Here is a 12,946-nt window from a genome sequence, read left to right as displayed (position 1 = left end):
CTTTTATTCCTCTGAATCTACTATACTTGGGGGTAAAACGTACCGAATCGGTTCTATTGTTCTTTCGCAAGATGAAGAAAACTACACGCTTACTACGGGTAACATTGTAGATAAAAAATGGATTCCTATTCTTTGGGATAGATGCGAAATGATAAACAATGCCGACCGCGAAACCTTGCGAAAAATGAAATTTGAACAACGCGACCAAGGTACAATGAGTACGGAAAATAGTAAAGGAGCAGGTATCGGACTTATCCAAGTGGCTCTCACTTCTGCTCAGCCCATTTCTATTGAATTTAGGGATATTGACGAAGAAAAATCTTTCTTTGCACTATCTGTATGCGTTAAGAAAAATCTTTAAACTAAACAAAAAACATTAAAACAATGGAAAACCTAATTATTGAAGGCGTAAAAAGCACCTATTTCACGCCACAAGTTACTTTCAATGCTTCTACTGGCGAATGTTCTATCGCAGGCGAATCGTATCTGGAAGATACTTGGGATTTCTATAAGCCAATTCTTGCTTGGCTCAAACAATATACAGAGGAAGTCAAAGGTCCTGTAAATTTTACATTTGACCTCACCTATTACAACACCAGCTCCTCAAAATGCTTCTTGGATATTGTAAAACTGCTTAAAGAGTACAAAGAAAATGGCGGTAATGTAACAATCAACTGGAAGCACCCCGAAGATGATGAGGATATTCGCGAGGAAGCCGAAGATTACAAAAACTTTTTAGGCATTGATATCAATATTATTGCCTACTAAAATTGTGTCTGCTGTCAAACATTCTAAAACCACGTATCTTTGAACTTTTACGTAAATTTCGGCTACCTTGAAGCTATCGGGGTAGCCTTATTTTTCGTGCTTTATGTTTTGTATTTCATTTTTTCCTTCCGAAAGGCAAAAGTTTTAGGTTTGCCCTTACGAAGGTATTTTTGGCTCAAAATGCTCTTTCGCTCTGCTTATTTTGCCTTGTTTGTGATAGCTATGCTTGGACCCACCATTGGCGAAGAGAAACAACAAGTAAAGGTACAGGGAAAGGATATAATGTTTGTGATAGATGTTTCTGCTTCTATGCTTGCCCAAGATGTACTTCCTTCAAGGCTGGAAAAGGTAAAGTTTGAGTTACAAAATCTTTTGGAAAGCCCTTTGCAGGCACGTATGGGAATGATAGTTTTTGCTCAAGAAGCCTATCAGTTTTGTCCTCTTACCAAAGATTATTCGCTTCTGCAAAATGTATTTGTTCCCGCTCTTTCGGCTCAAATGATGAAAAATTCAAGCACTCAAATTCATAATGCTCTGGAACTTGCCCTAAAAGGACTTTTGAACGAAAACCAAGACCAAATCCATAAAAAAGCCAAAATTATTGTGCTATTCAGTGATGGAGAAGATTGGGGCGAAAATATCAATGCTTTGGCTCAAAGCATCAAACGCAAAGGAGTTCATCTGCTTGTGGTGGGCGTGGGTTCGGAAAAAGGAAGCCCTATTTTTACCCCCACAGGTTTCAAGAAAAATAACAAAGGCGAAAAAGTTATCAGCAAACTAAACCGAAACTATTTACTAAACTTTGTTCAGCAAGCCGAAGGCAAATACTTTGAAATCAGTCAGGAAAACCAAATTATCCGAAATGATATGGATAAAGTGCGAGCAACTTTGGAAGAAATTCAAGGCATTTTGCAAGATAAACGAGAAATTAGTTTGGAAGCAAATAAATATTACTATCCCCTGCTTTTAGCCTTTATGATGCTTTGTTTGGATATGATTATCACCACACGCATCATCAAACTGCCTTCTTAAATCGTAGTTATTTACGTTCAAAAGGTTCAAAAAGTTCAAAAGGTTCAAAAGTTCAAAAGTTCAAAAGTTCAAAAGTTCAAAAGTTCAAAAAGTTCAAAGGTTTGAGGTAAAATTTTACTCGTCTAAACAATCCTGTTTCCTGTTTCTACACTGCAAGTTAGACCTCAACAATTACCTCAAATCAAAATATTACCTTTGCTTTTGATATTCCCCAAGTGCTTTTAGCAAAATCTGGTTTTCCTCTTTTGTTCCTACGCTTATACGCAGACAACCTGCCGCTACTTTCACACGATTGCGAACAATAATTTTTTGCGAAAGCAAATACTCAAAAATAGCTTGGGCGTTTTGCATTTTTACGAGCAAAAAGTTGGCATCGGAAGGATAAATTTTTTCAACAAAAGCCAGCTTGGCAAGTTCTTTTTCCAGAAAAATCCTTTGTTCTAAAATTCGCTCCACCATTTCATTTTTGAACTGCTCTTGCCGCAAGCTATCTAAAACTAAATCTTGCGTAGTTTTGCTAATATTGTAAGGCGGCTTGATTTTATTAAGTATCGCAATAATTTCAGGGTGAGCAAAAGCCATTCCCAAACGCAAAGCCGCTAGCCCCCAAGCCTTTGAAAAGGTCTGAATAATTACAAGGCGAGGGTATTTTTCCAGCATAGCCAGCCACGAAGCCTGCGGACAAAAATCTATGTAAGCCTCATCTATGAGCGTAATTCCTTCAAAAATTTCTAAAATTTCTCGGATAGCTTCTTGGGAAAGCAAATTTCCACTCGGATTATTGGGCGAGCAAATGAATACCATTTTGGTTTGTGGGGTAATGGCTCTTTTTACTCCTTCCAAATCAATCTGAAAATGGCTATCCAAAGGCACTTTTTGCACCGCTACAGCATTTATATTGGCACTTACTTCATACATTCCATAAGTAGGGGGCATAATCAATATGCTATCTGTGTAAGGCTCGCAAAATGCCCGAATAAGCAAATCTATGGCTTCATCGCTACCATTCCCCAAAAAAATATTTTCAGGTTTTACCCCTTTGATAAAAGCTAATTTCTCCTTAATTTTTCTTTGATAAGGGTCAGGATAGCGGTTATACATTGCCGCTGTTACCGAGCCAATAGGGTTTTCATTGGCATCTAAGAAAATACCTTCTTCCCCGCTGTACTCATCACGAGCCGAAGCATAAGGTTCTAATTCTGCAATATGAGGGCGTAAAAGTCTTTGAATAGACATTTTCCAATGAACAAATTTATATCAAAACTCTGCCCCTTTGGGGTAACGAGGAAACGGAATTACATCACGAATATTGCCCATTCCTGTAACAAACTGCACAAGTCGCTCAAAACCTAAACCAAAACCGCTATGCGGTGCTGTTCCAAATTTACGTGTATCCAGATACCACCAAAGCTCTTGCGTAGAAATCCCCAACTCTTCCATTCGGTTTTTGAGCTTTTCATAGTTTTCCTCTCTTTGCGAGCCGCCTATGATTTCGCCTATACCCGGGAAAAGCACGTCCATAGCTCTCACGGTTTTGCCGTCCTCGTTTTGCTTCATATAAAAAGCCTTGATTTCTTTGGGATAATTTGTAAGAATTACAGGCTTTTGAAAGTGCTTTTCTACCAAATACCTTTCGTGTTCGCTCTGCAAATCTATGCCCCATTTTACTTCAAACTGAAATTTCTTTTTCTTATGATAAGGCGAGGCAAGTAAAATCTCAATGGCTTCGGTATATGTAAGACGCTCGAAAGGGTTTTGAGTTACAAATTTCAACTTTTCTAAAAGGGGCATTGGACTTCTTTCCTCCTGTTTTTTACTTTTTTCCTCGTCCAACAATCTTTTTTCTAAAATATCCAAATCTTCGGCACAATGCTCCAAAGCATAACCAATAACATACTTGACAAAATCCTCCGCAAGGTTCATATTGTCATCAAGCTCATAGAAAGCCATTTCGGGTTCAATCATCCAAAACTCGGCAAGGTGGCGAGTAGTGTTAGAATTTTCGGCACGAAACGTAGGACCAAAAGTATAAACCTTACCCAGCCCCAAAGCCATAAGCTCGGCTTCCAACTGCCCGGAAACGGTCAGATTGGTGCTTCTACCAAAGAAATCTTGCTTGAAATCTACTTCTCCTTGTTCGTTTTTGGGTATATTTTGCAGAGGTAAAGTGGTTACCTGAAACATTTCACCTGCCCCTTCGGCATCGGAAGCGGTGATAATGGGCGAATGAACATAATAAAAGCCATTATCGTTGAAGTACTTGTGAATAGCATACGCCAGAGCGTGCCTGATACGGAACACCGCCCCAAAAGTAGCTGTACGGCTACGTAAATGGGCATTTTCTCGTACAAATTCCAAGCTATGTTTTTTGGGTTGGAAAGGATACTCATTCGGATTTGCCAAACCATAAATTTCAATACTTTCGGCAAGCACCTCGCGGTCTTGTCCTTTGCCTGACGAAGCCACAAGCCTCCCTTTTACGTGCAAACAAGCTCCTACCTTGATAGGTGCGACTTGCTCACGAGGAATTTTATTGAAATCTACAACAATCTGCAAGGTTTTAGGCGTAGAACCGTCATTCATTACAATAAAAGCAACTTCACCGCTATCTCTTTCGTTTCTCACCCACCCTTTTACACTTACTTCTTGATTTTGGATAGGAATTTGCAACAACTCTTTAATGCTTGGTTTCATAACTGCTAAATTTTGAGCCTCAAAATTAAGCATTTCCAAATTTTTTTGAGAAAATCGTAAATTTTTTTTGAAAAAAATTTGCAGATACAGAAAAAAGCTGTACCTTTGCAACACTTTTGAAGCCTCCTTAGCTCAGCTGGTAGAGCAACTGACTTGTAATCAGTAGGTCGCTGGTTCGATCCCGGCAGGGGGCTCATAAATGAAGCACTTACGAAGCCCTTTGACAAGGGCTTTTTTGTTTTTATAGCATTTACCAAGCATTCTATACTCATAAATTGCTGAAGAAAATCTTATCCCCATTCATCAAAAAAAACTCTTGCTTCAACAAATACTTGGCTCGTTTTGTGCAAAAAAATGATGTTATCGGCTGATTTTATTAGCTTTGCAACAAAAGCAAAACCTTGAAATACCCTATTTTTTTGATATTACTTTTCCTTTTGGCAGGTAAGGCAAATGCTCAGTTTCCTTACCTGCGGGCTATCAATTATCCCTACCAAATTGCGGCACAAAATATTTACGATATTTTTACCGATAGCAAAGGGCAAATGTGGTTGGGGAGCGACAAAGGCTTGCTTTTGTTCAACGGGAAAAAAGCCAAAGAAATTCCCTATATCCAAAGCCGACAAAACGACCTCACACACCTTACCGAAGACAAAGAAGGAAAAATCTGGGGAATGAACTTCGCCAATCAGATTTTTTATCTCCAAAACGATACGCTGCATAGCTTTCCCTTTCCCAAAGATTTGGTTTTGGAAGGCAACTTACTCAAATTTATTGTTTCTGACGAAGCCCTCTGGCTGCTCACACACAAACAAGTAGCTGCCATACATCTCAAAACCCAAAAAGTTTTTTTCACTTTTTACTCCAAAGAAAAGTATACCGATTTCTTAGACCTTGCTTTTTTTAAGGGCAAAATTCATATCGTTTCACCACAAAAAGCCTACTTGCTCGACGAGAAAGGGCAAATGGAAACTTGGGATATTCCTATCAGAAGCACCTGCCGATTTGTCCAAACCCAAGATGTTTTGTTGTTAGCTCACCGAGAAAATATTGAGAGAAAAGCCGCTATTTTTGAGAATAACCGCTGGCAAGCCCTGCCCGACTTTCGCTTAGATGCCTCCATTACCATTTTTCATTACAAAGCCACCCCCGATGGAAATATCTGGATTTGTACCAAACAGGGAGGTTATCTTTGGGATTTTCGCAATGGCAATACCCAGCTACTTTTTCCTGATAAGCAATTTACGGGGATTGTCAAAGATTACCAAGGCAGCTACTGGATAAGTACTTTAGAAACGGGGCTTTGGTTTTGTCCTTCGCTCAGTACCAATCTTTACAAACCTATTGCCGAAACTCGCTTAGATGGCTCTTACATCAATGGCTTGTATGCTGCCACTCATTCCAATCTTTTTTGGCTTACAAGCACCAACGGACTGATTGTAGAAACTTCACTTTCGGACACTACCCAGCAAAAAATCTGGCAAAGCGATTTCAAGAAAGAAATCACGACTCTAATTTTCAATAAAAATCAGCAACAAATTATCAGTAGTGCAGGGGTTTTTTCCTTGAACAACAAACCTTTTCAAGCTATTTCAGCACCCAAATCGGCTCATTTATACCAAAATAAGCACTTACTTTCGGCACAAAGTTTTGTGGCAGAATGGGCAAGTCTGCAAGCACCACTCAAAGATACTTTGCCTTTGCTTTTTGGAGCAAAACTCAATTCGGCTAAAAGCAAACATTTTCAATATCCGATTTATACCATTCGCCAACAAAGAGCTTACAGCGTTTGCTTGGATAGCACACACCAAAAATATTGGATAGGTTTCGCCGATGACTTGTACGAATACGATTTTGAAGGAAAAAGTAAAATTATTCGCTATAAAAATGAGCCTATTGTGGCTCGTAGTATGAGCCTCGATGCAAAAGGCAATTTGTATGTAGCTACCTTCAATCAGGGACTTTTGGTAATCAACGAGAGCCAAGTACAGCACTACTTTGGCAAAGACAATTTGCTGAAAAGTAATTATTGTAAGCAAGTGCTTCGCTTCCAAGACACCATTTGGGTAGGGACAGAAGAAGAAATCGGTTATCTTTCCCCAAATTTGACCTATTTTTATGATGTTTTGGGCAATAATGGTATCGGCAAGGTGAGCTATCAGCGTTTTTTACCTACCGATAGCCAACTCCTGATAGCTACAAACGATGGTATTCTTTCGCTCAATCGCGAAAAAATAGTGGTGCTCGCCACCTTACGCACCCGCCAGCCCCAAGTAGTACAAAAAGAAAATAGCGTAGAAATACGTTTGGAGGCTCTTAACTACAAAAATCCTGAGTACAATCGTTTTTATTATCGTTTGGTTGGTATTGAACGTAGTTGGAATGAGGCGAATGAAGTAGATTTTTGGGTAAAATACCCTTATTTAGCCCCTCAACAATATACTTTTGAGTTTTATGCCCAAGATATTCTTTCGGGAGCGAAAAGTCCCGTACAACAAATTACTTTTCAAATACCCAAAAAGTGGTGGCAAGAGCTTTGGTTTTTGGCTTTTTGTGTATTGTTGGCTTTGGGGGCAAGTGCTTGGGTGTTCAAATGGTGGCTCAAACGCTATCAGAATAAGCAAAAACTTAAAGAAGACCTTTGGGTTTCGCAACTCAAAGCCATCAAAACTCAAATGAACCCTCATTTTTTGTATAACGTACTCAATACGGTACAAGGGCTGGTGTATGGCAACCGAAAAAGCGAAGCCTCCGACCTATTAGGAAATTTCAGCGATTTGATGCGAAAGATGTTAGAAAGCTCTGAAAAACCCTATATCAGTCTCAAAGAAGAACTTGAAAACTTGCGTTTGTACTTAGAATTAGAAAAAATCAGATTTGAAGATAGCTCTTTTCATTACGCTATCAGTAGCGATATTCCTAATTTGCAAGAATACCTTATTCCTTCAATGCTTTTACAGCCTTTCGCCGAAAATGCTATCAAACACGGGCTTTTGCATAAAAAAGGTGATAAAGCTCTGTTCATACACATAGAGCCTTTTCAGGGCGGGGTGAAAATTACTATCAACGACAATGGCATTGGCAGAAAACAAGCCCAAGATATTCGACTTCGCCAACAAAAAAAATCTACACAATTTGCCAGCAGTGCCATCGCCCAAAGAATTGAACTAATCAATAAAATGAAAAAATTTGAAATTGATTTGCAAATTATAGACAAAGAAACATCCACAGGCGAACCATCAGGAACAAATGTGGAAATTATTGTAAAACCTGCGTAGATACGCACTGCAGTGCGTATCTACTACAAATAAACAACTAAACAAATATGCTTACAGCCCTTATTGTAGATGATGAAACCAATGCTCGTGTGGCTTTGCGAGGCATTTTGGAAGAAAAATTCAGTGATACGATTTCAGTCATTGGCGAATGCAAAAACGTTCCCGAAGCTGTCCGTTTTATCAATACCCAAAAACCTCAAATTGTTTTTTTGGATATTGAAATGCCCGAATACAATGGTTTTGATTTGCTTTCCTTTTTTCAGCCTGAGCAAATCAATTTTCAGATTATCTTTGTAACCGCCTACAACGAATATGCTCTACAAGCCTTTGAAGTTTCGGCAGTGGATTATATCTTGAAGCCCGTCCGAGCCGAGCATATTGAAAGAGCCTTGCACAAAGCCAAAAATTTGGTGGCTCAACCTATGATATACCAAGCCTTGCAAGAAAATCTACAAGAAGAACGCCCCAAAAAAATCGTTTTACAAAATGCCGAGAATATTTTTATTGTCAAAATTGCAGATATTTTGTATTTGGAAGCAGAAGGCAGTTACACCAAATTTGTGATAGAGAACTCCTCCGAAATTCTGATTTCCAAGAAAATCTCCGATTTTGAGTTTTTGGAAGGTTATTCTAATTTTTTCCGTTCGCACAGAAGTTTTTATATCAATACCGAAAAAATAAAACGTGTGGATAAAAAAGATTTTACGATAGAAATGGAAAATGGAAAATTAGTATCTCTTGCCCAAGACCGAAAAAAAGGACTTTTAGAGAAAATTCATCAATAAACTTGCCTGCTTCATCAAAAAAGCACCCTTATTCAAAAGAAAAGCATTTTTGAAAATTCATAAAAGCAGAATTTTGTAAGAAATCGTAAATTCTGTATTTTATGAAAAAAATTAACTTTTTCGTTTTCTTGTTTTTGTTTCAAGTGCTTTTTGCATTTGGGCAAAACTTAGACGTACTCACTTGGGCTGGCAGTAGCAACGTTGGCAATGAAGAGGGCAATGCCATTGCTCACGATGCCAATAACAATGTATATGTTGTTGGGCGTTTTATCGGAACATTAAATTTTAATGGCTCTTCCATTACGGTTACTGCGTCTCCAAACTTCAATAACAACATATTTGTTGCCAAGTACGATGCCAATGGAAACTTGTTATGGGCAAAACGTGCAGGAGAAGGCGACGATGCACAACCTTGGGGGGTGGCTGTAAGCAGTGATGCCGTTTATGTTACGGGGTATTTTAGTGGAACTATGAACTTCAATACACCTGCGGCTACGGGTTCTAATGAACTTACCTCAGCAGGGGGGGCTGATGCCTTTCTTGCTAAATATGATTTGAACGGAAATTTTCAGTGGGCAAGGCGTGCTGGTAGTACACAAAACGAAGCTTCTATGTCTAAAGTAGCTGTAAGAGGTAATGACGTGTACTGGTTAGGGACGTTTTTGGGTACTGCAAACTTCAATACGCCTGCGGCAACAGGCTCTAATGAACTTACTTCAGCAGGGGGAACAGATATTTTTGTTGCTAAATACAATAATGCAGGTTCTTTGCAATGGCTCAGACGTGCAGGAGGTGTATTTGATGAATTTCCCAGAGGAATAGCCACTGGCATTGGAGGCGTATATGTAGTAGGAGATTTTTATGATAGTATGAATGTCAATGGCTCAAATACCATCAATGCCAGCAATGCAGGAGGCTGTTCCAGTTCTTGTTCAGATGGGTTCTTATTCAGGTTAGATTTTTCGGGTGGTGTACAATGGACAAGACGAATGGGAGGTGGCTTTGCCGATAGAACCTATGATGTAAAAGCTGATGAATTTGGGAACGTATATGTTACAGGAGCATTTTTTGATGTAGCAAACTTCAATACGCCTGCAGCAACAGGCTCTAATGAACTTACTTCGGCAGGTGGTTGGGATATTTTTGTAGCAGCGTATGATGCAAATAGTGGCAACTACCAAATAGGCAGAAGAGCTGGTGGCTCTCTTGATGATGTAGGACAAGGGATTGCTTTAGGCAATAATGGAAAAGTGTTTATTACAGGATATTTCAAGTCTGCAATAGCTAATTTCAATACCCCTTCAAGCACAGGAAGTAATGAAATCACCAATTCTAGTGGTAGTGGTACTGCCGATATGTTGGTAGCTTCTTTTACTTACGTAAATTCTACTACAATGGGCTTTAATTGGGCTCGCTCAGGTGGTTCTACGGCTGACGATGAAGGTCGTGCAATTACTTACTCAACAGGTAATGAACGTATTTGGGCGACAGGCTTCTATAATGGTACAGCTACTTTTAGTGGGCAAGATACAGCTCCTGCAAATCTTCGAGATATATTTTTGGTGCGTTACAACGAATGTCCGAATGTAACATTCAACACGGGTACTGTTCCTACTAGCAGCCTTTTGGTTGGAAGCCCGATTAGTTTTTTTGTCAATACTAATGACCTGACCTCGCCCACTTACACGATTTCGCCTGCATTACCCACAGGGCTAAGCCTCAATGCAAGTACAGGCGAAATTTCGGGCACGCCCTTACAAACTATTTCCAGCACTATTTACACCATTACGGCTACCAGTGGAAACTGCCAAGCTACCCATTCTATTTCTTTAACAATCGAGTGCCCTGTATTCAATTATACGCCTGCTACTTTGCCCAATGCTACTTTTGGCGTAGCTTACAGCCAAATCGTGCAAGCCAGCAGCCCCAACGGACTTACTTACAACCAATACACCTTAGATTTGAGTGTAGGCAGATTGCCCAATGGGTTAAGTTTGAATACCAGCACAGGTACTATCTCAGGAACGCCTACTGAAGCAGGAACTTTCAATCTGAAAATTTTAGCGGGTAGCAATAGCCACTCTTGCGGCGATGCCATTTTCTACACTTTCGTAGTAAATTGCCCTACGGTTGTTACTTTCACACCCACTACACTCAGCAATGGCAATGTGGGTTCGGCGTATTCAGCTACAATTAGTAGTTCTTTGGGAGCAGGAACTACATACAGCATTTCGCCCGCCTTGCCCGCAGGTTTGAACCTCAATGCCAATACGGGTGTAATTTCGGGCACACCCACAGCTGTTTCGCCTGCCACTACCTACACCATTACAGCTACCAATTCCACAGGTGCTCCGAATACAGTTGCTTGTACAGCTACCCAAACTTATACTTTCGAGATTGGAGCTCCTTTGGCTATCAATGAGGAGCTATCAAGAGCCTTTGAGGTGTATCCTAATCCTTTCCAAAATTATTTTGAAATTGCCGTTCAGGATAGAAACGTACAAATTCAGTCTTTGGAGGTTCTGAATATACAAGGGCAAATAGTCGCCTACAAACCTAATTTTGAAGAGAAGTTTATCAATATATCGGCTTTGCCTACTGGAATGTACCTGCTCAAAATTAAAACACAAACAGGTGAAATTGCCCTCAAAAAAATTGTGAAAGATTAAAATTACTTTTCCATCACATCACACTCCAAACTCTACCAAAATTTTGGTAGAGTTTTTCTTTTATCAAAAAACCTGCCTTACTTATCAAAAAAGCGTCCTTGTTCAAAAGAAAAACGGATTTATTTTCTTGCAAACAAGCAAATTTGCTACAAAAAAAGCTGTATTTTTTATGAAAAAAGTTTGTGTGGCAATTTTTGTATTTCTATTCGTGCTCAATAGCCAAGCCCAAGACGACTTATTCAAATTGCCTAATTTGCCCCAACAACAAGTAGCCAAAATATTTTTGGATAAATATGCAAATTCGGATTTAGCCTACTTGCAGTCGTCTTTTGATAGCAGAAAAGAAGTTTATAGGCTTGAAATGGGCAGAGACTATAAACCTAACATTGGCAAATGCGAAAATCAAAAAATAGAAAAAGATGAGGAAGGAAATATCATCAGCTTTGGAATAAATTACCAGAAAAACTTTGAGAAATCTTATTGTTATGCCTTCAAGCCTGTACACGTAGCGGCTGCCTATGCCTTTGGTAATGAGCCTATGAAAAGTAGCCACCAAGATGGCACACCCTTATATTACAGCCACTTGATTATCTTCTTTGAAGATTTTATTCTTATCAAACTTGATAGAGCTGACGGGAAACTTAGCATACTAAATGAGTTCTACATTGTAGCCGAAAAAAGTGTAATCAAGAAAATTTCTAAAAAATTCTCTTTGACCAAAGATTTACAAAACACGCTCAATCCTCTTCTTCAAAACTATTATAAGCAAATGCAAAGTTTGATGAAACAATACAAAGCCGAACAGCAAGCCAAAGAATTAAAGCAATTTGAAGAATATGAAAAACGTAGAAAAGAAGCAGCAGCCAAAAGAGAAGCCTCCAAAATTGTACGAGTTGCCGATAAGTTTGCACAAGCGGCAAGATGTGAACTTGAAAATACTTGCTATGTTGAATATAACCGAGGGAAACGCTACTTCATATATTCATCTCAAAAAGGTTTTTCACTGAATGTGATGGTAGGAGAACCCAATGGCGTAATGAAGGTTACTATAAATACTCCCATGGCAAGTGGCTACAATATTCGTGATTACATAAAAATAGAGCCTCAATCCCTATTAGCCTCTACCAAAGAAGAATTAGAAGCCTATCAAGAAGAAAATAAAAAAAATGGGTGGGCAGAAGTATATAACATATACTATTACAGCCACATCAGGGACGAAAGGTTTGAAATAATGAAATTTGATGGTACGAACTATCATAAAATCTATAAAAAGCCAAATGGAGATTTGTTGTATAGTTATTCTGAACGAACCGGACGGGTTTATCTTCGCCCCGAAGAGAAAGATAATCAATACAGACTTGTTCCCACAAAAGGCGGAAACGACATATTTTTAAGCAAGATTTTTATAGAAGACAATAAGGTGTATGCAAAAGATGAAGACAAAAATGAAAATGTTTTGTTGATGAAGACCTATGATAAAGAAGCCAAATTTCCACTTCCAGCCAACCTTTTGAAACTTGTGATTTACAATATTTACAATGAATCTAAATATAGAAAGTAATCAAAATGAAAAATCTACTGCTAACATTATCCCTGCTATTTATTGTGATAGCTTGTAAAAATACAACAGAACAACAAAACAAGGTAGCTACAAAACAAGACTCATTATCAACACCCAAAACAGAGTCAAAAGATAGCTCCCAAAATAGCAAAATTGACG

General features: G+C 38.9%; 9 protein-coding genes and 1 tRNA gene. 8 read left to right on the top strand and 2 right to left on the bottom strand.

Annotated elements, in window-relative coordinates:
- The 3 genes from ACWITO_RS02970 to ACWITO_RS02960 all read left to right on the top strand — a co-directional run.
- On the top strand, positions 1-361 hold a 361-nt coding region (locus ACWITO_RS02970; protein WP_448528523.1), incomplete at its 5' end, for a SiaB family protein kinase.
- 23 nt (positions 362-384) lie between these two features.
- Entirely contained in the window at positions 385-768 is a 384-nt protein-coding gene (locus ACWITO_RS02965) for a DUF1987 domain-containing protein (protein WP_448528522.1), read from the top strand.
- A 39-nt stretch (positions 769-807) separates the two neighbouring features.
- The gene (locus ACWITO_RS02960; protein ID WP_448528521.1) at positions 808-1,800 is read left to right on the top strand and encodes a vWA domain-containing protein; all 993 of its coding nucleotides are present in this window, start codon (positions 808-810) and stop codon (positions 1,798-1,800) included.
- 189 nt (positions 1,801-1,989) lie between these two features.
- Here ACWITO_RS02960 and hisC read toward each other — a convergent pair whose 3' ends face one another.
- Both hisC and asnS read right to left on the bottom strand, forming a co-directional pair.
- A complete protein-coding gene (gene hisC / locus ACWITO_RS02955; protein ID WP_448528520.1) occupies positions 1,990-3,036 on the bottom strand; it encodes a histidinol-phosphate transaminase in 1,047 nt (348 codons plus the stop codon).
- A 21-nt stretch (positions 3,037-3,057) separates the two neighbouring features.
- Complete coding sequence (gene asnS / locus ACWITO_RS02950; protein ID WP_448528519.1) at positions 3,058-4,494, bottom strand: asparagine--tRNA ligase; 1,437 nt, start codon at positions 4,492-4,494, stop codon at positions 3,058-3,060.
- Between the two features lie 121 nt (positions 4,495-4,615).
- Here asnS and ACWITO_RS02945 point away from each other — a divergent pair.
- From ACWITO_RS02945 to ACWITO_RS02925, 5 genes are all read left to right on the top strand, one after another.
- Positions 4,616-4,688: transfer RNA gene (locus tag ACWITO_RS02945), tRNA-Thr, on the top strand.
- A 225-nt stretch (positions 4,689-4,913) separates the two neighbouring features.
- Positions 4,914-7,772, top strand: a complete 2,859-nt coding sequence (locus tag ACWITO_RS02940) for a sensor histidine kinase (protein WP_448528518.1) — start codon at positions 4,914-4,916, stop codon at positions 7,770-7,772.
- A gap of 47 nt (positions 7,773-7,819) precedes the next feature.
- Positions 7,820-8,557 (top strand): LytR/AlgR family response regulator transcription factor, encoded by a 738-nt coding sequence (locus tag ACWITO_RS02935; RefSeq protein WP_448528517.1) that lies wholly within the window; start codon positions 7,820-7,822, stop codon positions 8,555-8,557.
- Positions 8,558-8,658: 101 nt separating this feature from the next.
- Positions 8,659-11,226, top strand: a complete 2,568-nt coding sequence (locus ACWITO_RS02930) for a putative Ig domain-containing protein (protein WP_448528516.1) — start codon at positions 8,659-8,661, stop codon at positions 11,224-11,226.
- A 169-nt stretch (positions 11,227-11,395) separates the two neighbouring features.
- Positions 11,396-12,787, top strand: a complete 1,392-nt coding sequence (locus ACWITO_RS02925) for a hypothetical protein (protein ID WP_448528515.1) — start codon at positions 11,396-11,398, stop codon at positions 12,785-12,787.
- Positions 12,788-12,946: the final 159 nt, after the last annotated feature.

It is taken from the genome of Raineya sp., assembly GCF_053497555.1.
This window is presented reverse-complemented; position numbering and strand designations above follow the sequence as displayed.

Excerpts from the sequence above, each read along its gene's own strand:
- asnS (WP_448528519.1), bottom strand. The coding sequence starts at position 4,494 with ATGAAACCAAGCATTAAAGAGTTGTTGCAAATTCCTATCCAAAATCAA.
- ACWITO_RS02935 (WP_448528517.1), top strand. The coding sequence starts at position 7,820 with ATGCTTACAGCCCTTATTGTAGATGATGAAACCAATGCTCGTGTGGCT.
- ACWITO_RS02925 (WP_448528515.1), top strand. The coding sequence starts at position 11,396 with ATGAAAAAAGTTTGTGTGGCAATTTTTGTATTTCTATTCGTGCTCAAT.
- ACWITO_RS02965 (WP_448528522.1), top strand. The coding sequence starts at position 385 with ATGGAAAACCTAATTATTGAAGGCGTAAAAAGCACCTATTTCACGCCA.
- hisC (WP_448528520.1), bottom strand. The coding sequence starts at position 3,036 with ATGTCTATTCAAAGACTTTTACGCCCTCATATTGCAGAATTAGAACCT.
- ACWITO_RS02930 (WP_448528516.1), top strand. The coding sequence starts at position 8,659 with ATGAAAAAAATTAACTTTTTCGTTTTCTTGTTTTTGTTTCAAGTGCTT.